General features: G+C 47.7%; 15 protein-coding genes. 11 read left to right on the top strand and 4 right to left on the bottom strand.

Features of this window, described 5'->3' with window-relative positions:
* Positions 1 to 2 precede the first annotated feature (2 nt).
* From icmH to tagH, 4 genes are all read right to left on the bottom strand, one after another.
* Positions 3 to 941, bottom strand: a complete 939-nt coding sequence (icmH, locus tag IDZ20_RS08760) for a type IVB secretion system protein IcmH/DotU (protein ID WP_188151046.1) — start codon at positions 939 to 941, stop codon at positions 3 to 5.
* 134 nt (positions 942 to 1,075) lie between these two features.
* Complete coding sequence (tssK, locus tag IDZ20_RS08755; RefSeq protein WP_188151045.1) at positions 1,076 to 2,413, bottom strand: type VI secretion system baseplate subunit TssK; 1,338 nt, start codon at positions 2,411 to 2,413, stop codon at positions 1,076 to 1,078.
* 44 nt (positions 2,414 to 2,457) lie between these two features.
* The gene (tssJ, locus tag IDZ20_RS08750; protein ID WP_188151044.1) at positions 2,458 to 2,973 is read right to left on the bottom strand and encodes a type VI secretion system lipoprotein TssJ; all 516 of its coding nucleotides are present in this window, start codon (positions 2,971 to 2,973) and stop codon (positions 2,458 to 2,460) included.
* Positions 2,974 to 3,050: 77 nt separating this feature from the next.
* Complete coding sequence (gene tagH / locus IDZ20_RS08745; protein WP_188151043.1) at positions 3,051 to 4,724, bottom strand: type VI secretion system-associated FHA domain protein TagH; 1,674 nt, start codon at positions 4,722 to 4,724, stop codon at positions 3,051 to 3,053.
* A gap of 552 nt (positions 4,725 to 5,276) precedes the next feature.
* Here tagH and tssA point away from each other — a divergent pair.
* The 11 genes from tssA (at position 5,277) to IDZ20_RS08690 (ending at position 21,344) form a co-directional block, all read left to right on the top strand.
* Entirely contained in the window at positions 5,277 to 6,392 is a 1,116-nt protein-coding gene (tssA, locus tag IDZ20_RS08740; RefSeq protein WP_188151042.1) for a type VI secretion system protein TssA, read from the top strand.
* Between the two features lie 49 nt (positions 6,393 to 6,441).
* On the top strand, positions 6,442 to 6,960 hold the full coding sequence (gene tssB / locus IDZ20_RS08735; protein WP_188151041.1) for a type VI secretion system contractile sheath small subunit: 519 nt from the start codon (positions 6,442 to 6,444) through the stop codon (positions 6,958 to 6,960).
* On the top strand, positions 6,950 to 8,443 hold the full coding sequence (gene tssC, locus IDZ20_RS08730; RefSeq protein WP_188151040.1) for a type VI secretion system contractile sheath large subunit: 1,494 nt from the start codon (positions 6,950 to 6,952) through the stop codon (positions 8,441 to 8,443). The genes tssB and tssC (IDZ20_RS08730) overlap by 11 nt, the downstream gene beginning before the upstream one ends.
* Before the next feature lie 145 nt (positions 8,444 to 8,588).
* Positions 8,589 to 10,112: a type VI secretion system contractile sheath large subunit gene (gene tssC / locus IDZ20_RS08725; RefSeq protein WP_245792212.1), complete on the top strand. Its 1,524-nt coding sequence runs from the start codon at positions 8,589 to 8,591 to the stop codon at positions 10,110 to 10,112.
* Positions 10,113 to 10,157: 45 nt separating this feature from the next.
* Positions 10,158 to 10,655: a type VI secretion system baseplate subunit TssE gene (tssE, locus tag IDZ20_RS08720; protein ID WP_188151039.1), complete on the top strand. Its 498-nt coding sequence runs from the start codon at positions 10,158 to 10,160 to the stop codon at positions 10,653 to 10,655.
* Positions 10,648 to 12,483, top strand: coding sequence for a type VI secretion system baseplate subunit TssF (tssF, locus tag IDZ20_RS08715; RefSeq protein WP_188151038.1), 1,836 nt, complete (start codon positions 10,648 to 10,650; stop codon positions 12,481 to 12,483). Before tssE ends, tssF begins: the two co-directional genes overlap by 8 nt.
* Entirely contained in the window at positions 12,447 to 13,562 is a 1,116-nt protein-coding gene (gene tssG / locus IDZ20_RS08710; protein ID WP_188151037.1) for a type VI secretion system baseplate subunit TssG, read from the top strand. The genes tssF and tssG overlap by 37 nt, the downstream gene beginning before the upstream one ends.
* Positions 13,563 to 13,585: 23 nt before the next feature.
* Positions 13,586 to 16,264 (top strand): type VI secretion system ATPase TssH, encoded by a 2,679-nt coding sequence (gene tssH / locus IDZ20_RS08705; protein ID WP_188151036.1) that lies wholly within the window; start codon positions 13,586 to 13,588, stop codon positions 16,262 to 16,264.
* A 184-nt stretch (positions 16,265 to 16,448) separates the two neighbouring features.
* Positions 16,449 to 17,897, top strand: coding sequence for a tetratricopeptide repeat protein (locus IDZ20_RS08700; RefSeq protein WP_188151035.1), 1,449 nt, complete (start codon positions 16,449 to 16,451; stop codon positions 17,895 to 17,897).
* Positions 17,894 to 20,722 carry a tetratricopeptide repeat protein gene (locus IDZ20_RS08695; protein ID WP_188151034.1) on the top strand — a complete coding sequence of 943 codons (2,829 nt, stop codon included), beginning with the start codon at positions 17,894 to 17,896 and terminating at the stop codon, positions 20,720 to 20,722. The genes IDZ20_RS08700 and IDZ20_RS08695 overlap by 4 nt, the downstream gene beginning before the upstream one ends.
* Positions 20,715 to 21,344, top strand: coding sequence for a tetratricopeptide repeat protein (locus tag IDZ20_RS08690; protein ID WP_188151033.1), 630 nt, complete (start codon positions 20,715 to 20,717; stop codon positions 21,342 to 21,344). The genes IDZ20_RS08695 and IDZ20_RS08690 overlap by 8 nt, the downstream gene beginning before the upstream one ends.
* The last annotated feature ends 2 nt before the right edge of the window (positions 21,345 to 21,346 follow it).

Below are 21,346 nucleotides of genomic sequence, written 5' to 3'. Positions count from 1 at the left end.
TTTTATTTATTCTGATTATCCGTTGCTGACGGAACGTCAGGCAGGGCGTCTAGGGTAATAGTGTGGAGCTGGTCTGCTACAGGGGTTGCCGACTCATACAACCAATAGCGGAAGCCGGTATAACCAAAAAAGATAATCGTAACGGCAATGGTGGCAACCACCCAGGTTGGCAAATATTCGGCTAGGGTTTTACGGACGTTACCAAGGCCCTGCCAACGCGAAGCCAATGTGCGCTCATACTCGCCACGATAGCTGCGGATAACGGTAAACAATTCGTCTTTCATTTGTTCGATCGAATCGCGACCGCGCTGCTGTAACCGATACTTGCCTTCGAATCCCATGCACAAACACACGTAGATTAACTCAAGCATATTTAAATTTTCGGCAGGCGATTGACGCATTCGATCCAGAATCAAGAATACCTTTTCTCCGCCGGACGCCTCGTTGTGGAAAACCGTAAGCAGTGTGCGCTGACCCCATGCGCTCTCGCTTCCCCAAGGCGTATTGAGGATCGCCTCATCCAGTGCGGAACACATAACATAACGAGCCGACAAAATTATTTCTTGGCGAGCTCCCTGTTCACGCGCGCGCGTCTCGAAGGCTCGCATTTCATTAACCAAACGCTGGTGCAACGCCGAGACATTGTCGTGGTTCATTGCGTGGCGAACTTTCTCTAGCACGGCCAACAGGGCGGACGCAGCATTTACTAGCGGGTTGAGGCCATGCGATGTGCGGAAGTAAGTCGCTTCGATATTGACCGTCGGCGGCACCATGCCCTGCCGCGACTGCCCACCGGGCGCAGGTCTATGGCCCTGCTGAGTGTTGCCACCGGGGGTCGGTGCAGCGCCACCACGTCGTCCGGGCATTGGTTTCATCACAGTGCGATCAGCCCCGGGAGCGGGTTGCTGAAAGACTGTTTTATCTGAATTATCCGGTGGCATTGTAGACTCCTAAACAAAAACGATAACGGCTTGATAGACAATAATGTCGCAACAGATAACGACTATTCAAAAACCGATTAACAGATAACGACTAGTGACTTAGACGCAACAAGTTTGCGACATAAGCTAAAGAATTATGACTGACGAATCGCCCAAAACTCCATTTCCAAACCAGGGAAATCGCCACCGACATGGAGAGCGAAGCCACCCGAGGATTGCAATTCTTTCCAGAAAGCATTCTGTTTTTCTAACTCGAAATAGGTATAACCAGAACGGTAAGGAATTTGTCGTGGTGCGACAGGTAAAGGCTTTAACTGAATGCCCGGCATGGCAGCGTTAACCAACTGGCGAATGCGTTCAACCGGGCCCAGTTTTATCTGCGCGGGGAAGTGTGTACGTAACACACCTTCGGCCACATCGGCCCGCACGGCCAAAACGTAACTTGCGGAATCAAGTAGAGTACGGTCGGTAATTTCGGCCACTCGAATGCCATATTTTTTCTCTACAAGAGCCATCGATATAGCTGTTTGCTCGTAGACCATCGACAAGCTCGAGCGCAAATCGGCGAGTACTGGGGTGAAGGTAGCTTGTAAATTATCATGCAAATACACGGGAAAATCTGCCGGTCGCTTACTGGTCGCTACAAACGTCGCCATCTCACCTGCCATCTGCACAAGCTCAGAATACATTTGTAAAGGGTGCAAACCTTGAATGCGCGACAAATGATTGGTGAGCGGCTCTATTCGGTTAATAAGCTGCAGCATCATATAGTCGGCAATTTCTGCGGTACCGCCGCGTCGAGCATCGGCCAATCGGCCCGCTATAGACGTACCGCGGTGATGCAGCATACCCGCTAACTCAGTGAGAAAACCAGATAGTCGCGGCGTACACCTACAATCTAAACAAGTTGGAATATATTGGTCGTCAAGCAAGACATTTTTGTCATCCCGCGATTCCGATATTCGCAGCACACCTATACAGGCATAACCGCTACGATCATCGGTTTCCAGCAGCAACTTTAAATTTAATTTTGCGACTTTAATATCGAGATTATCACCACCTTCTACCGTTACATCGCGCACCTGCTGACCGGTTTGCAAGAAGCGAGCAAGCCCGATACCACCCTCTTCTGGCAATATATCGACAGCGCCAGGGCGTCGCACCGGTACAGCCAAATAAACAATAGCGTTGTGGGTATTTTCCGGCACATCCATTACCGCAGGGGCATCGTCTACCGAGGGAACATTAAATGGGGTTCCATCAGGAAAAACGCCACCGGCGCTGCTAACCGAGATCTTGCCAAGTTTGAGCAGCTCTTGGTCGATTTCAAACTGCTGCACTCCCCAACCATAGGCGCCATAGGCATTACATTTGCCATTTACGTAGCGCTCGAAGTAGCGTTCCTGTTGTTGAAAGTGCTGGGGGTTGAGAAACATTCCCTCCGACCAAACGACCTTACTATCTAGTGACATAATGGTTTTATCTCGTTCGCTTATCGTCGCGCTAAATGGGGTTATTATTTTTTATCAACTAGGATCACAGTATTTCCGCTAATCCTTACGGTTGCGGTATTGCGTACCACGTTGTTCACGGTGATTGGGAATACGACTTTATATTTTGCATCTTCATAATCGAAAAATTCCGCATAAATACCGATATAGCGAGTTTCCGCAGCCAAAACAAATTTTTCCTCGCGACTACTACCGGGGGTTAATCGTCGCAACTCATGCCGTGCGATCAGATCTTTAGCGAGTACATCTTCGTCTTTTTCATAAAGATCAATAAAGTCTGCGCGCTCGAATATGTTCGGCGAAGCCAGTTCATATAACCGTAAAAAGACTGGCGACGCGTTGCCGCGTTCATCTGGATTGCTATCTCGCCCTGCGGCCAAGGTTAGGCGTAAATCAGTGTCGAGATTCAACATACCGCCAACAGTGCTGTTAGCGGTTGAACAAGCGGTTAACAACAAGCTAAAGGCGACAATTAAACCCAGTAGCGTTCGACTTGATAATAGAGAGGAAAAATGGCGCATACGTCACCTGTTATCTTTGTAAGTTTTTAAGGTTAAGTGTGTATAAGTGTGTGCTATCAAACTTAACGAGGTAAGCATCAAATCTCGTCATCAGCTGCACTTGCTGACGCGCGAGCCCGCTTTCGCTCTGCACTCAACTTGCGCAACTGGTCTTCGTAAGCCTGAACAAATTCATCCCCGAATAAGTGATGGAAGGAGTGCTCCATGTTATCTACATAGTTTTTGTAAAAATCGTGGTAGCTAGACCAATAACGCGCTTTTTGCATACCCGGCAAAATCGCACCTTTGGAATTCCGATCAAATTGTTTTTCGAGGTTTTCGGGATTAAAGCGATCCATCATGTTTTTGAAGGCCGCACGAATACCGGCCAAAATTGCCACTTGATGCTCCGCTATGCCTTCGAAGCCTTCACGAAAAGCCTCGCTCGGCGCTTTGTATGCACCGCGCTTGCGCACAAACATGTTTTCAATAGCTTCCTGAGCATCCACCGAAAACTTGAGGGGATTGTTCTCAACTGGTTGAATGGTCGTAATATTCATGCGGAACTCATTTTTAATGCTTGCACGAGAACGCAACACGCCCATCATACCCTCTACAATTTCAGGAATCAGGCGGCCGACGACAGCGGCGACATCTTCCACCTGAGCTGTAGACAAGTCCTCACCTAGACCCATATTTCGGATCAAAAGCGATACGGCATCATCATTATTCCGTTGGGGGCTTCCCTGCGGCGAAGGCTCTGCCCGCACATTTGCCTTGCTGCCGACATCACTAGTTCGTGCGCTCGATGTAGCTGTAGCGCGAGCAGCTACATCGCTGCGAGAGGCGCGAGCTGGTCGCGGTGCTCGCACGGGCGCAACATCGCCCTCACCACCAAGCAACGAATCACTTCGCCCGCCGGGACGCTGAGAAGTCTCGCGCTTCGCTTTGCCTGCAAAGGAACTAGCCTCCGGCTTTACTTGCGCCGATTTAAATTCTTGGGGTGGAATCTGTGCCGTTGAGTGCGTTGGTGGAATAGGTGCTGAGGATCCCAACAGATCATCCTCGTCCCAATCTTCCGGTATCGCACTGGGAGAGGCGCTCGGCCAGCTAATGGCTTGATTTAACGCATCGCCACCGTCCTGCTGTGTAGCAAATGATTGCGCTGGCTTAACCTGCTCGTTAAAACCAAGATCGTCATCAAATTCCGGCACGCCAGCAAATGAATGGTTAGCGGCAACCGCTGCAAAAGGGTCTGCACCGCCCGCGCCGGCTTTATCAAGTGCCGCCAACGGGTCGGTTTCCTCTGCTTCTGGGCTGAGCGAAAGTGACGGCCCGCCACCGAAAATATCGGCGCTAGCGGCAAAAGGGGAATCCGAAACTAAGGAGTCATCGATGAACGGAGATTCTAGCTCGGCAAAAGGCGAAGCTACTGCCGGAGCTACACCAGCGGCTTGAAGGGACATCGAAAATCGATAGTCACCAATGTCAAAGCTATCGCCATCGCGAACGAGCGTTCGCGCGCCTTTACCTATGGGTTCCTGCTCGTCGTTCAAGAAGGTGCCGTTAGTGCTGGTATCAACTAGGTAATATTGGCCAGCTTCAAACGAAATTTCACAGTGACAGGAAGATAAGAAACGCTCTGGGTCCATTAAAACCCAAGAGTTACTATCGCCCCGACCGATACTGCCGCCCGTTTCAGCAAAGGTTTTTGACGTATCCTTTACTACTACCCCATCGGGTGAGCGGATGATAGTGAGTTGTAAAGCCATTCGAACTTCTTCCCAAGTCGATCCGAATAAATATTCTTTTTATTCAATGCGTTAGCGTCCATGACACAACAATGCACAAGCTCGCGTATAAATTAAGTTGTGCGCCCACAAAATCTATAAAATCTTAAAAGCTACTAATAGCCGCCAAACATACGTGATATTTACTGACATTTCACCAAACAGATAAAAAAAATGGAATCGCGTAGACAACTTAATGATGCTCGCGCCAATATGGGTATTTTTCTTACAGAAAGTTTAAGACTTTCGAATGGCTTTTTTGAGTGCAGCCCTGCCTAAATAAAGATTTACAGTAATTTTTCCACATATTCTCGCTTGTTACGAACACACCTATTAAATAAAACGGAGACTTGTGCTAACGTCTCGCAACGGATTAATCATACGCCAGAGAAAGTGTGAACCGGTTCAAAGTTCGCACTAAAGAACCTCAGCTTCACAATTCATTTTTTTACACTGATCGGCAACTTGATGTAATCAGCTACCCGGAAGGTAGCAGTAACGACTCCTAACCAGGATCAGGGGATAAAAATAACCATGGCATCGCCGAATATATTAGATATAGACGCAATACTGGCGCCTATCAGCGACGATAACCCAGCGGGATTCGATGTCCGCGAAGACTACTCGCCCACCTCCATTTATCAAACTATAAAAGCGGAACGCAACTCGGCTCGCGCGGTAGAGCGCCAAATGGTGCACGAGGGCAACTCCAACGAAGCCGACAATCACTGGCGTAAAATCGCCAGCCTGGCTCCACAACTCCTATCCCAAAACGGAAAAGATTTAGAAGTGGCCTGCTGGTTAGCAGAGTCCATGATTCGCCTTTACGGCTTTCAAGGTCTGCGCGACGCCTTTAAAATATTGCAGGGTCTAGTCGATCAGTATTGGGACAACCTTTACCCCATGCCAGATGAAGACGGGCTGGAAACACGGGTATCCTGCGTCGCCGGCCTAAATGGCGAAGGCGTAGAGGGTGTATTGATCGCGCCAATTCGCAAAGCAAAACTTACAGACGGCGAAGATCCAGGCCCCTACAGTCTGTGGCAATACCAAAGCGTGCTTGAAGCGCAAAAAATTGCAGACGAAGACGCGCGCCAATCAAAACTATCTAAGCTCGGCTTTAGCCTCGATGACGTTGAAAAGTCGATTGCGCAATCTAGTGATGGCTTTTTGGTGGCTCTACGCGACGACATTGAAGAAGCGATCGAAATCTATCGGCAACTAGGTTATAAACTCGATGAGCTTTGTGGGTTAAACGACTCACCACCAACGCGAACTGTCGTCGAGGTACTTGGCGACTGCTTGGGTGCGGTTAATCATTTAGGCCGCAATTTTCTTGTGGTAGAAACGGAAGATGATCTTCAACAGAGCGAGGATAGCGACGTGGCTATCAACACCCAAGACGCTACTAACGGTACTCCCACAAAAGTTTCGGGGCCAGTTGCAACACGCGAGCAGGCCTTTAAACAATTGCTCGAAATATCAGCTTTTTTTCGCAAGACAGAGCCTCACTCGCCGGTTTCTTACGTTTTAGAGAAAGCCGTGAAGTGGGGCGAAATGCCACTTAACGAATTGATATTGGAACTTATTCCCGACAATTCTTCGCGCGAACGGTTTAGCGAACTGACCGGTGTAAAGAACGACAATTAAGCATAAACGTTACTAATCTAAATAATCACAAACCTGGAGGTCAGGGAACATGTCTGAAAGCATGCACGATAAACTCAAGCGAGTGCGTAAACCACGCGTTCATATCACTTACGATCTGGAGACTAACGGTAGTCTGCAAGAGAAAGAATTACCTTTCGTAATGGGTGTTATGGGTGACTACTCCGGCGACAACACCGAGGGGAAAAAATCCCTAAAGGACCGCAAATTCTCCCAAGTCGATCGCGACAATTTCAACGAGCTAATGAGCAAAGTTAATCCACAGGTAAATATGAAAGTCGAAAATACCTTGGAAGGCGACAACTCGGAAATGGGCGTAAATCTGTCTTTTAACAATATGGAAGATTTCGAACCACAGAAACTCGTAGAACAGGTTGAACCATTAAAGAAATTAATGGAAACGCGCAATAAATTACGCGACCTGCTGACCAAAGCCGATCGTTCCGAAGACTTGGAAAACATTCTAGAAGACATTCTAAGCAATACCGAAGCCCTAACATCGCTGAGCAGCGAACTGGGTTCCAATGAAGGGGACAAAGATGGCGAATAACGAAGAACAGAAACAGGCAGAAGCACAAGAAACGGAATCACAAGAGTTTAGTTTTCTTGAACAAGCCATTGGCGCAACTCGCCAAACACCACGGGACGAAACCGAAGCACTGCTGCGCACCTTGACGGCAGAAGCTACCAAAGGAACGGTTAAGTGGGACAAAAACCTTTCAATCACCATCAACAACGCCATAGCTGCAATTGATGCGGCCATGTCGAAGCAACTCGCCGCAATTATGCATAACGAGAAGTTTCAAAAACTGGAAGGTTCTTGGCGTGGGCTAAACCACCTCGTTAGTAATAGTGAAACGGGTTCTCAGCTTAAGATTCGCATGCTCAATATCACCAAGAAAGAAATTTCTCGCGATCTAGAAAAAGCCGTAGAGTTTGATCAGAGCCAAACCTTCAAAAAGATTTATGAAAGTGAATTTGGTACTGCCGGTGGTGAACCTTATGCAGCCTTGATCGGCGACTTCGAGTTTTCGTCGCACCCCGATGATATTTCGCTTTTAAGTAAAATGTCGAACGTTGCTGCGGCGGGTTTCTGCCCTTTCATTTCCGCTACGGCGCCAACCATGTTTGGTTTTGATAGCTTTACCGAGCTTTCCAAGCCTCGCGATTTAGAAAAGATTTTCGACTCGGCGGAATATATTCAGTGGCGCAGCTTTCGCGAAAGCGATGACTCTCGCTTTGTGACCCTGACCATGCCACGCGTTTTAGCACGCCTGCCTTATGGCTCTGCAACTAAGCCAGTAGAAGAGTTCAACTATGAAGAAGCACCAGTTGGCGCAGACGGAAAACACATCGAAGCTGATCACGACTCCTACTGCTGGATGAACGCGGCATACGCAATGGGTACTACACTCACCCAAGCCTATGCAGAGCACGGTTGGTGTACCAGCATTCGTGGCGCTGAGGGTGGCGGCAAGGTGCATGGCCTGCCAAGTCACACATTTGTAAGCGACGATGGCGATGTGGATCAAAAGTGTCCAACTGAAATTGGTATCACCGATCGTCGTGAAGCCGAACTCAGTAAGCTAGGGTTCTTGCCTTTATGTCACTATAAAAATACCGACTACGCTGTATTTTTCGGTGCTCAAACATCGCAAAAGCCGAAGAAGTTCGACAACCCAGATGCTACCGCAAACGCTGCGATTTCCGCACGCTTACCCTACATTATGGCCACTTCACGTATTGCCCATTTCTTAAAAGTTATGGCGCGCGACAAAATTGGTTCATTTATGGAAGCAGACGAAGCAGAAGTGTGGCTAAATCGCTGGATCAGCAACTACGTCAATGGCAGCCCCGGCGCTAGCGCCGACATGAAAGCGAAATACCCGCTGGCAGAAGCCCGCGTAGAAGTGCGTGAAGTACCTGGTCAGCCCGGTGTATTTAACGCAATCGCCTACATGCGTCCATGGTTGCAAATGGAAGAGCTGACAGCATCGTTGCGATTGGTTGCGAATATCCCCAAAGCGGGCTAGTTCTTTAGCAACAGCAGAAAAGGGGCATTGATTGCCCCTTTTTGGTTTTCGCTCCGGCTTTTCAATAACAGTATTTATATACTAGGCCCAAGAAACCAAACCCGAACGATTCTCGCTACCCTCTACCCTACACGGAATTAACCCAGTGCAGCCAACCAACAGTTCAGGGAACTCAAATAATACCGCGGGAGCCAAGCCCTCAGTAGACTTTGATCTGTTATTTAACCAACCCGCTTACATCACCTCGCTCGATGATTTTTTACGCGAGCAAGACCCACATCGCGCGTTGGTATACTGGCTAACTGAATTCGAAAATCGCGCCTTATTGAACGATATAGATGCTATCGAAAACGCATTGCAGCGCGCAATCGCGGATATCGATGAGCTGATAAACGACCAGCTGAATATCATCCTGCATACACCAAAGTTTCAAGCGCTCGAAGCATCTTGGCGCGGCTTGTGGTATCTGGTGGTACAGGGCGATGGTATTAAAAATTTCAAACTGAAGGTGTTGGATATTACTTGGCCAGAAATTGTTCGCGATATCGAGCGCGCACTAGAGTTTGACCAAAGCCAACTTTTTCAGAAAATCTACAGCAATGAATACGGTCTACCTGGAGGCGAGCCCTTTGGGGTGCTGCTCGGTGACTACGATGTAAGCCACAAGATTTCGCAACGTCACAAACAAGATGATTTAGCTGGACTGCGCGGCATGGCAGAAATCGCCGCTGCGGCGTTTACGCCATTTATCGCCAACGCGTCCTGTGAATTGTTTGGCCTAGATAATTACGACATGCTAGGCACTCCATTAAAATTTCACGCCATTTTTGCCCAACAGGAATATATAAAATGGCGCGCATTTCGCGATACCACCGACTCGCGCTTTATCGGGCTAACACTCCCCAAAACGCTAATGCGCCGCCCTTACCGCACCACACCCGGCAGCTACAAAGGTATTTTCTTTTACGAAAAATCAGTGTTAGAAAATGAAAACATGTATCTCTGGGGAAATGCCAGCTACGCTTTTGGTGGCATACTTGTAAGGGAATTCGCTAATGTCGGCTGGTTCGGGCACATCCGTGGTGTACCACGTAATCAAATTGGCGGCGGCTTGCTTACTAATTTAGTTGTCGACAATTTCGCTACTGATGCTGACGATCTCGCCTTAAAGCCGATTACGGATGTTGTCATTACCGATTCGATGGAACGCGATATTAGCGAACTCGGCCTAATCCCTTTGTGTCAGTGTTACAACACACCCTACGGTGCATTTTATAGTAACCAGTCAATTCAAAGACCACGCTCACAGCAGGCGAAAAGTTCATTCGTTAACGCCAAATTATCGTCAATGTTGCAACATGTACTTTGCGGCGCCCGCATTGCGCATTATATAAAAGTGATGATTCGCGATAAGGTCGGCTCGTTCATTTCTGCGGACGAATGCGAGCGCTACCTACACGACTGGCTGTTTAAATACACCACCGGCCGTCACGATTTAGAATGGGATGAGCAGGCACGCTATCCGCTGCGGGAAGCCTCGGTAAAAGTCACAGAGCATCCTAATAAGCCTGGGCAATACGCCTGCGTTATACATTTAGTTCCCCATTATCAAATTGACCAAATGGTGTCTGAACTGGAATTAGTTACCGAGCTGGCCCAATCAAACTAATGCAGAGAAAATCTGAGGAAGGTCCACACCGATGAGCAAGAAATCATGAGCCGTGTTGATCGAAAAAAAAAGCTGCGCCCGTCGATTTTAGATCGCCTAATCGACAATGAACCTCATATTCAAATTGAAATCGATAAAACCAAACACCAACAAATTAAAGAGTTGCGCAATAGCGTAAGGCGAGACTTAGAAAGCCTACTTAACACCCGTTACCGTGTTGTCGAACCTAAAGGTAAACTTTCGGAAATAGAGAAGTCAGTTCTCAATTACGGCCTACCAGATTTAGCCACGGTAAATATAGTTGATCACGACAAAAAAAATGAATTTACTCAACAGCTAGAAAAAATACTGCGCACCTATGAACCGCGCTTTAAAACCGTAAAAGTACGCTACCAAGAAAATAAAGAAAAAACGGATCGAACCTTACGATTTCGGATAGATGCCACACTCTATGCAGACCCTGCACCAGAGGTGATTATTTTTGACTCGATTCTAGAACCGGTATCGAGAACTGTAAACGTGGAAGAATCACACCATGACTGATGAGCTACTGCCCTACTACGAAAAAGAACTGGCGTTTATACGTCAGATGGGGGCGGAATTTGCGAAAGAACACCCAAAAATTGCTGGGCGTCTAAGCATTAATTCGGAAACCATCGAAGACCCTCACGTATCGCGTTTGATCGAAGGTTTTGCGTACCTTAATGCTCGCATTCAGCACAAGCTCGACGACGACTTTCCCGAGCTCACCGATGCTTTATTAAACGTCGTATTTCCACATTATCAGCGGCCGATCCCATCGATGTCGATCGTCAAATTCGAGCCGGATAAAGAACAACTCGATAGTCGCTATTGCGTTAACAAAGGCACCTTAATTGATACCGAACAATTTCAAAGTGAATACTGTCGCTTTACCTCGGTATACCCTGTCGAGCTTTATCCAATTACATTAACGCAGGCCAGTTTGATTGGCCGCCCTTTCGCGACACCTGGTGCCGACAAAATGAGCGGCGCTGGCGGCGTATTAAAGTTATCCCTAAAAACCTTTAATGACGACATCACCTTTGGTGAACTTAAACCAGAAAATTTGCGTTTTTACCTCAAGGGTCAATCGCAACACATTCATCCGCTCTACCGGCTACTCCTTAACAACTGCTTGAATGTTGTCATCTCACGAGGCGAAGGCGATACAAATCCAATATTCGGCGGCAACAAATTAATTAAAGCTGTAGGTTTCAATAGCGATCAGGGCGTACTGCCCTATCCGCCGTCATCCTTTATCGGCTACCGCTTATTGACCGAATTTTTTACCTTCCCCGATAAGTTTATGTTCGTCGACTTTACAGGTCTCGCCGAGTTGATACCCGACGACGCTGGCGCCGAACTTGATATCTATGTGTATGTAACCGCATCGGATATAGAACTAGAACACAATATTAATGCCGAAACCTTTGTATTGGGCTGTACGCCGGTCGTGAATTTGTTCGAACACAAGGCCGACCCGATCAAGCTAGACCACACCCGCCACGAATATCAAATTATTCCAGATGCGCGACGACCGCTGGGATATGAGGTCTATGCCGTGGATAAAGTTGTTGCGTCCAGCTCCTCTGGTGCGGTCGTACCCTACTTGCCCTTCTATGGAATTTCTCACCAACATCAAGACTCCAACAATCATGCATTCTGGTATGCCTCGCGTCGCAGTGCGAAGCTAGGTTATCAAGAGCGTGACGAAGGCACCGATGTGTTTTTAAGTTTGGTCGACTTGGACTTCAATCCAAACACACCGCAGGATCGCACCCTGACACTCACAACGACCTGCAGCAATCGCGACCTTCCGGCGAAACTACCATTTAACATGGAACACCCAAAATTGCAGTGCGTGGACAGTGCGCCACCTTGCTCACGCATTCGCTGTATTACCCAACCGAGTCCGACCGTTCGCCCACCGCTACGCAATAACGCGCGCTGGAGATTAATCTCCCATTTAAACTTAAACCACCTTTCGATAACGGGTGGAGAGTCGGCAACCGAGGCACTAAAAGAAATTCTGCGCCTATACGACTTCCGCGAAACGGCAGTTACCCGTGCGTTGGTAAGCTCTATTGTTTCAGTTAACGCTCGTAATATTAGTGCGCCGTTACCGATTGACGGCCACGCAACTATCTGCCGAGGAATCGAAATAGAAATCACCTTAGACGAAGCACTGTTAGCGGGCAGTAGTACATTTCTTTACGCTACAGTACTGGAACATTTCTTCGCACTCTATTGCTCTATTAACTCTTTCACCCGCGTTTTAGTGAAGCTGAAAAATAAAGAAGGTTACCTGAAAAAATGCCCACCCCGAGCTGGCGAAAAAATACTTCTGTAACACAGAAGTTAGAAAAAAGCCCAGGCGCTTTTAGCTTTTTGCAGGTCGTACGCCTGCTGGAGCGAGCCGCCGTGTACGCGCTGCGTTTGGGCAATGCGCCCCTAGGCCAGCGCGCATCAAATCGGCCAGTCGGAAAGTTCTCGCCACCAACACAAGAAGCTATTCGCTTTCGCGGCAACCCATCACTCGCCTTCCCCGATGACGAAGTAGCCAAGGTTGAAACCAATTCAACAACGAGTGAGCAGTGGCAAGTCATGGTCAACATGATTGGCCTTACCGGTAGCACTGGTATTCTACCCTTTCACTACACCGAATTATTACAGCAACGACTAAAGCAAAAAGATGCAACTATGTTGCATTTTTTCGACTTATTTAATCACCGCACTACGTCGCTGTTTTACCAGGCATCTACAAAATACCGTCTTCCGCTAGCTTTTGAGCGTCATCGCCTCACCGAAACTGATTCGCGCGCCCCTGACAATCACACCCGCGCGCTACTGTCTATTATCGGCTTGGGCAGCCAAAGTCTGATGCAGAGAAACGCCGTAAAAGACGAGTCGCTGATTTTTTACAGCGGTTTGTTTAGCCAGCAAATTAAAACCGCGACTGGGCTCAAGCAATTATTAGAATCCTATTTTGATGTGCCCGTTAAGATTCGCGAATTTATCGGCGAATGGCACAGCCTTATCGATGACGTCCGCACCCGGCTGCCGGACCGCAATAATCGCCAAGGTCAGAACGTTTGTTTGGGTAGAACCACATTGCTCGGCCGCACAGGTTGGTTCTCTCAAGGCAAAACACGCGTAGTGTTAGGCCCGCTAAACGAACAGCAATATGTGAAGTTCGCACCCGGCAGTAGCAACCTGAAAGCGCTAAATGAATTAGTTCGCCTCTACCTTGGCGTAGAGCGCGAATACGATTTTTTAATTCAAGTGAACCGGCGCGCTATTCCAAATAAAATATCTCTAAGCAAAGACACCGCACCAATTATGGGCTGGAGCACCTGGCTATCGAGTAAGCCACCGACAGCAGAAGAGCGTCAGCAAGTTATGGACATTCATTTAACCGCAGAAAAATAACTGAAAATATCAAGGACCAACCGATGATTAGCATAGATCTAAAATCACTTGTGGGAAAACTCAACGAACCCTGTCGCAACGCCCTCGAAGGTGCCGCAGGACTGTGTATGTCCCGCAGTCATTACAACGTTGAAATTGAACACTGGCTACTTAAATTACTAGAAGTCTCCGATAGTGACCTCGTTGCGGTATTAGAAAAATACGAAATTAATCTCGGAAAATTTGCGCAGGAACTTAATCGCGAACTCGACAAGATTAAGTCTGGCAATACTCGCCAACCAGCGCTTTCCCCTACCATTGTCGACCTTGCAAAAAATGCTTGGATGTTAGCGTCTGTGGAATATGCACACGGGCAAGCAACGTCTGCTCATATACTCGCAGCATTGTTGCTAGACGAGGGGCTGCGTCGCTCAACTGGTTGTCTTAGCGGCGAACTAAGTAAAATTCCGCCGGAGTCTTTACGTGATTTAGTTCGTTCGATTGTTGGTACTACCGGAGAATCTGGTAGCGCTAATCTTGGTGACGACGAGGGGCAAGCTGCCGCGGTAGGCGCACCGAGCAAATCACCAGCACTAGACAAATTTACCGTCAACCTAACCGAAGCGGCCAAGCAGGGAAAAATCGATGCTGTTTTGGGCCGTGATGACGAGATCCGTCAAATCATCGACATTTTAATTAGGCGCCGCCAAAACAATCCAATCCTTACCGGTGAAGCCGGCGTCGGTAAAACCGCAGTAGTTGAAGGTTTCGCCCTACGAATTGCCTCAGGTGATGTACCCGACGCATTAAAAGGTGTTTCTATACGCAGCCTCGATCTTGGTTTGCTGCAGGCTGGCGCTAGCGTTAAAGGAGAATTCGAAAATCGATTAAAATCCGTTATCGCCGAAGTAAAAGCCTCGCCCACGCCTATTATTATGTTTATCGATGAAGCCCACACACTTATCGGTGCTGGCGGTAAAGAAGGTCAAGGTGATGCCGCCAACCTGCTCAAGCCTGCGCTCGCTCGAGGCGAACTACGTACTATTGCTGCGACCACTTGGGCCGAGTATAAAAAATACTTCGAACGCGATCCGGCGCTTACACGACGTTTTCAGGTTGTAAAAGTAGAAGAGCCTAGCGAAGAAAAAGCAATCAACATGATGCGCGCGATATCGGTCATGCTGCAACATCACCACGGCGTAAGAATTATGGACGAAGCCATCGTCGATTCCGTTCGCCTGTCTAGCCGCTACATTACCGCTCGCCAACTGCCCGATAAATCCGTTAGCTTGCTCGACACCGCCTGCGCCCGGGTTGCACTCAGCCAAAGTGCTACACCGGCACAAGTCGAAAATACCCGCCGCAACATCACCCAAACCGAAACCAATATTATTTCTCTGGAACGTGAAAATGCCACACTCGGCAACTGTGAAGACCGCATTGAAACCTTAAAAGCCGAACTCGACGCGTTACGAGAATTACTCATTATGCAAGAAGCTCAGTGGGACAAAGAGCGGGATAAGGTTGCTGCGATTCATGAACTGCAGAAGAAAATAGAAGACGACTTTCACGCGGGTAAAAAATCGTCAGCAGATAAAAAAGACGATGCAGACTCACTCTCCGAAGAAGACAAGACCAAAATTAAAACTGAGCTTCATCAGTTAATGGAGCAGCTAACCTCGATTCAAGATGAGCAACCAATGATACAGGTCAACGTCGATAGCCAAGCTATCGCAGAAGTGGTTGCCAATTGGACCGGCATCCCCGTCGGCAAAATGGTATCGAATGAAATTAATGCAATTCTTAACCTTAAAGACGTACTCAACAACCGTGTAATTGGTCAAGAGCATGCGCTAGAAGCGATCGCACAAAGTATTCGCACCTCGCGCGCGGGGTTAACCGATCCACGCAAGCCCATCGGCGTGTTCTTTATGGTGGGCTCTAGCGGTGTTGGTAAAACCGAAACTGCGTTAGCGCTGGCCGATACACTTTACGGCGGCGAACAAAATATTACTGTTATCAATATGTCTGAGTTTAAAGAAGAGCACAAAGTTTCAATGCTGCTCGGCTCTCCTCCCGGCTACGTTGGTTATGGCGAGGGTGGTGTACTTACTGAAGCAGTGAGACGTAAACCTTACAGTGTGATTCTATTAGACGAAATGGAAAAGGCACACCCTGGGGTGCAAGACGTTTTTTATAACCTGTTCGACAAGGGCACCATTAAAGATGGCGAAGGACGCGATATCGACTTCCGCAACACTGTTATTATCATGACCTCGAATGCCGCCGAAGAACATATTCGCGCTATGTGCGCGGCCTCGGAAGTGCGTCCAGACCCTGAGGTTTTGATGGATAACTTCCGCCCGCAGTTATTACAGTATTTCAAACCAGCATTCGTCGGCCGTACCACCGTTATTCCTTATTATCCGCTCGACGACGAAAACATGTTAAAGATTTGTAAAATTAATATGAAGCGTATCGAAAAGCGCGTGCGTGAGCACTATGACGCAGACTTCACCTACGATGAAGAGGTAATGTTACACATCGTTGCGCGCAGTCAAGAAGTCGATACTGGCGCCCGTAATATCGAAAATATTTTGACCCGAACCATGCTACCCGCACTCGCCTCTGAGTGTTTAGGTCGTATGGCAAATGGTGAAGGTGTTAGCGCTATTCATGTTGGCGTTACCGATGAAGGCGAGTTTACCTATAGCGTAAACTAAGCCTTGATTAACGGGTTATCAGCTCACTCGCCGCTAACCCGTTATTTATTTTATGACTTCCATGTTGAGATTAAGCGGTCGATAGCAAGCTACAAATAAGAACCTTTAAGTAAGTACCTTTAAGAAAATCGCGGTATAGAACACCTAAATCATTAACTGACACTGGCCACACAGGTGGCCGTAAGTGCTGCGCCGCAACAGTCAAACCATTATGAGTACCATTCGCTTTATGATCTCACGCACTACTCGCAGCCTACGTTCGCTGTCGCTCTTGACGGCGATGTTTCTGCCCCGCTATCTCTCCGCCCTAGTATTTACAATCGGCTTGAGTGCGGGCTATGCCAATGCCAGCTCATTCGATAACATCCAAACAATTAGTAAGGCCTACCTGCCGATTCAGCAAAGCGCGAACACAATATTTGCAGCCGATGCAACGACTTTCCAACAACTCGCGCCATTAGTTTCAGTATGCAATGCCGCTAGTGAACGCAAGCAACCACAACACCTAGCCGCGCTGGTGACAGCAAACCAACGCCTATTGATTGCCAACATATCCAAGCCCGCAGTTTTACAACTTATCGAACAGCTACTGAATTTATATTTAAAAAGTGCTGCTGACCCATTAATCAATGCTGCACTAGCGACCTTTGACCCCTACGTAGAAGCCAAGGCTCACTATTATTTAGCAAACTATTATTTTAGCTTGGGGGACTACGACAAAGTCGCCGCTGAACTTGGCAATATCGAAGTAGAAAATGCCCTTACCGCCGACGAGCGCGCCTACTCCACCATTCTCTACGGCATTACCCTGCAAAAACAGAAGCAGCATCGCAAGGCGATTAGCTACTACGAAAAGGTCGAATCGAGTTCTCGATATTATTCCTACGCCCAGCTAAATCGCGCCGTAGCATTCATTCGTCAGGGTTGGTGGACGGACGCACAACTCGCCATTGAAAATGCACTTAAACAAGACAATAGCGAAATTGGCGAACTCAATAACCGGCTATTAGTCGTGCTTGGGTTTTCACAGCTGCGCTACGAGTTTTACCGAGATGCTCGAGTCACCTTTCGTAAAATATCCTTAGGCAGTGAATACGAAAACCCTGCGTTACTAGGGCTCGGGTTAGCGGCGTTACACCAAGGTGACTATATTGGTTCCCTCAACGCCTTTAAGCGCTTAAAAGAAAAGCCATTTGAAGATATTTACGTAATCGAATCGCGCCTGCTTATCGCCTTTGTACACGAGCAAATGAAACAGCTCGCAAATGCCTCGGCACTCTATTCTGAAGCCATCGTTTACTATCAAACTAAACAAGCGGAAGCCAAGCAAAGGTCGGTATCAATACGTCTAGCACAGCGCCAATCCAATACCGTTTTAGTTAACAGCCTGCCGCCCTATATTAAAGCGGATATCTCACCAATTCTTTTCGATCTCGGCCGCGACTTAAGCGTCCTGAAAGCCAAGGTAGATGATAAAAAATTGCAAATGGAGGCCGACGAGCTTCTTACACAGGTAAACACAGCGATTAATACGGAAGCGCAAATACTTATAGACAGCCACCAAGAAAAGCTCACTAGCTACCTTAGCCAAGCACAATACGGTGTCGCAAAATTGCTGGACACCGAATCATGAATAAAACAACCCTTACGCTAACCTATATCGTATCTATAGCGGCATTTGTCTGGCTGTCCGGCTGCAGCAGTTCACAACCCCAGACCCTAGCCGATATTGATCTCAGTAGCGACCAATCGATGCAGGGCGAGGTATTTGTTAAACCCAAGACTGACGAAGAAATTCGCGATGCCTATTACGCTTACATAAAGAATGCGTCAAAGAGCGATCGTTCACGCCTAACCGCTATTAACCGGCTCGCGCAACTTGAATTAGAACTATCTGACAAGTTATTAAAAGATAGTAAAGATAGCGCTCCCAGTGCCGAAGAGATAGAAGACAGCGTTTACACAGCGACCTTACGCAACACCATCGAACTGTTAAACAATGCGCTCGCCGATTTTCCCGATGCAAAAGACAATGACCTAAGCCTTTACCAGCTCGCGCGAACCCACGACCAACTAGGGGAACACCAGCAATCATTAACGGCGCTAAAGCGTTTGGTAACTAAATTTCCAAAATCACAACACTATGCAGAAGCACAGTTCCGTATAGCGGAAAGTGCTTTTATTACCGGCGATTACATTACCGCTGAAGACGCCTATACCGAAGTTCTGCTTACACCAACATCAGATCGATTTTATGAAAAGTCACTGTTTAAACGCGGCTGGACACGCTACAAACAACAAATTCATTTAGAAGCCGTAGACGACTATATCGCAGCACTTACTTACCACCAGTTTTCTGCACTGACCAAGTTAAACAAAAATGAACGCGATCTTTTTGACGAATACTTCCGTGCTATCGGCCTAGCTTTCGCATACCTCGATGGTGCAGAAAGCCTCAAAACCTATTTTGCAGAGCAACAGGATTTTCTTTATCTCTACCACACATACGAAGTTATCAGCGATATCTATTTAAAGCGAGAGCGCTACTCCGACGCGGCACAAACGCTTGTACAATTTAGCGAGCACTACCCGAATTCTAAGGATATTCCGCGCGCGCGTTTAAAAATTCTAGAAATCTGGCAAGCAGGCGGTTTCACCGAAAACCTCTATGCCGCTATCGATAGTTTTTATCGCGACTACAACCCACGCGCCTCCTATTGGCAGCAGGGTGGTGACACCTCATTATTGAAAACTGTAGACACGCGGCTACGCGAATACATTGTTATGGTTGCCTCCTACCTGCACAGTCGCTACCAAAACAAAGGCAAAGCGGCTGATCTAGCACAAACACAACTTTGGTATGATCGCTATCTAGCGCATTATCAGGCCTACGCCAATCAAGATGATATTTACACCCTGTATGGCGAGCTATTGGTTACCACGGGCGATACCGCCGCAGCGGTTAGCTATTTCGAAAAAGCCGCTTACGATGGCCAACTAATTTTAGATAAACAAGCGGCCTACACCACCATCGCCCTTTCTAGCCAGCTCTACGAAAAAGCGACGTCCGCCGACGGCCGAGAACGCTGGCTTAATAAACACCTAACCTTCGCCAAGCAATTCTCTGAGCTTTACCCGAACGATGAGCGCACCATAGAAATTGCCCTGCATGCAGCGGAGTTAAGTTTTAACAATAAACGTTATGAACAGGCGCTAACCCTATCCAACGAGGTTGCTAATAATCTGAGTGCAGCGATGCGTGTAAAACTCACCAATATTCAAGCGCGATCTCACTTTGAACTTGGCAACTACAGTGACGCCGAGGCGGCTTACAACGAGTTGTTAAAGCAAGAAACATTGTCGTCCCGCAAGGTAGCACACTACAGCGATAACCTAGCCGTGGCGATTTATCGGCAGGGCGAGGCTGCTAAAGCTAACCAACACGTCGACGATGCGCTATTTCATTTTTCACGCATATCCGAAGTTGCACCTAAATCCGATATTGCTGCGACGGGCCTATTCGACGCCGTTTCGCTCGCCATGAACCAACAGCAGTGGAACGATGCGATTATTAGTATTAAACGCTTCGAAAGCCTTTATCCCAAACACCCGCGTCGCATCGAAGTTTCCCGTCAGCTTTCCGTTGCTTACTTAAAATCAAACCAAAATGATAAAGCTGCCGACGAACTGGTACGCCTAGCGAAGAACGACAACAGTCGCGACGTTCAGATGGCAGCACTTTGGCAAGCGGCCGAACTCTACGAGCGCAAGAAAGACTGGGACGATGCGATAAAATCCTATCGCGACTACGCTCACAACTATCCGACACCCTTCCCGCAAAATATGGAAGCGATGCAGAAACTCACTGAACTCTATGGGAAAATTGGCAACAGGGAAAACCAACACTTTTGGTTTGTGAAAATTCGCTCCGCCGATAAGCGCGCTGTCGCCAGTAGCAAAACAGATCGCACCAACTATATTGCGGCAAAAGCCGTTCTTGAAGTCGCCCGGGAAACCCTCCGAGAATTTGGTCAGATTAAACTGGTTGAACCCTTAGCGGTTAATCTAAAGCGAAAAAAATCTACTATGCAAAAGGCAATCGCACTGTATGGTCAAGCATCTGGCTATGGTTTAACCGAGGTCTCTACAGAGGCCACTTTTTCTATAGGTAACGTGTACCAAGAATTTAGTATTGCCCTGTTAGAATCTGAACGGCCTGCTAATTTAAGTGAAGACGAGCTCGAACAATACAACATACTTCTAGAAGACCAAGCTTTCCCTTTTGAAGAAAAGGCCATTGAGTTTTACGAGACTAACCTTGGCCGCGTTAAGCAAAGTGGCGATAGCGACTGGACCAGCTGGCTTGCCCAAAGCCTGGCTCGATTACAACAACTCTTTCCTGTGCGATTTTCTCGTAAAGGGAAGCTTGACGCTTACCTAGGAGAAACTCTTGAATAATCTGCCTTCACTCCATTGTAGGTTACACATTTTTCTTTTGGCCCTAGCGACTAGTTTACTGCTGCAGGCTTGCGGCGGTGGAGTTAAGCCTGAAAAAAGCGGGATTAGCATTGAACCAACAGCTACAGCCAATCCAGTTCCGGCTGGCCGCCTTGCAGGTAAGGAGCTCGAAACCTATCTTCAATCACTCAAACTAATAGAAAACGAAGAGTTTCAGGCTGCAGAAAAATTGCTCTTAAAACTTTCTAAAAGAAACGCGGGCGTTGCAGGTGTCTGGGCAAATCTTGCGGTATGTAATTATCAACAAGGGCAACTAGACGCTGCCGAAGCTCACGCAAAAAAAGCAGCCGCATTGAAATCCGATGCCGAAATACACAACCTGCTAGGTCTAATTGCCGTCGACCAGAAACATTTCGCAACAGCAGAAACTCACTATAAAACGGCACTTACGCTTAAACCCAAGTTTGCCAACGCTCACTACAACCTTGCGCTTCTTTATGATGTCTATTACCAGGATATTCCCGCAGCCTACAGTCACTACAAACAGTATTTAGGCTTAATAGATTTTGAGGACGAAGATACCAAGAACTGGGTTGAGCAGCTCTCCTATTCATTAAAGTGATC

Origin of the sequence: Teredinibacter waterburyi (assembly GCF_001922985.1) — a bacterium.
Classification (GTDB): Bacteria; Pseudomonadota; Gammaproteobacteria; order Pseudomonadales; family Cellvibrionaceae; genus Teredinibacter; species Teredinibacter waterburyi.
Note: the sequence above shows the minus strand (reverse complement) of the source record. Positions and strands in the feature narration are given on the sequence as shown.

Coding starts and splice junctions, on each gene's coding strand:
- tagH (WP_188151043.1), bottom strand. CDS start 4,724: ATGGCTTTACAACTCACTATCATCCGCTCACCCGATGGGGTAGTAGTA.
- tssB (WP_188151041.1), top strand. CDS start 6,442: ATGTCTGAAAGCATGCACGATAAACTCAAGCGAGTGCGTAAACCACGC.
- IDZ20_RS08695 (WP_188151034.1), top strand. CDS start 17,894: ATGAATAAAACAACCCTTACGCTAACCTATATCGTATCTATAGCGGCA.
- tssH (WP_188151036.1), top strand. CDS start 13,586: ATGATTAGCATAGATCTAAAATCACTTGTGGGAAAACTCAACGAACCC.
- tssG (WP_188151037.1), top strand. CDS start 12,447: ATGCCCACCCCGAGCTGGCGAAAAAATACTTCTGTAACACAGAAGTTA.
- tssK (WP_188151045.1), bottom strand. CDS start 2,413: ATGTCACTAGATAGTAAGGTCGTTTGGTCGGAGGGAATGTTTCTCAAC.
- tssA (WP_188151042.1), top strand. CDS start 5,277: ATGGCATCGCCGAATATATTAGATATAGACGCAATACTGGCGCCTATC.
- tssE (WP_188151039.1), top strand. CDS start 10,158: ATGAGCCGTGTTGATCGAAAAAAAAAGCTGCGCCCGTCGATTTTAGAT.
- tssF (WP_188151038.1), top strand. CDS start 10,648: ATGACTGATGAGCTACTGCCCTACTACGAAAAAGAACTGGCGTTTATA.
- icmH (WP_188151046.1), bottom strand. CDS start 941: ATGCCACCGGATAATTCAGATAAAACAGTCTTTCAGCAACCCGCTCCC.
- tssJ (WP_188151044.1), bottom strand. CDS start 2,973: ATGCGCCATTTTTCCTCTCTATTATCAAGTCGAACGCTACTGGGTTTA.
- tssC (WP_188151040.1), top strand. CDS start 6,950: ATGGCGAATAACGAAGAACAGAAACAGGCAGAAGCACAAGAAACGGAA.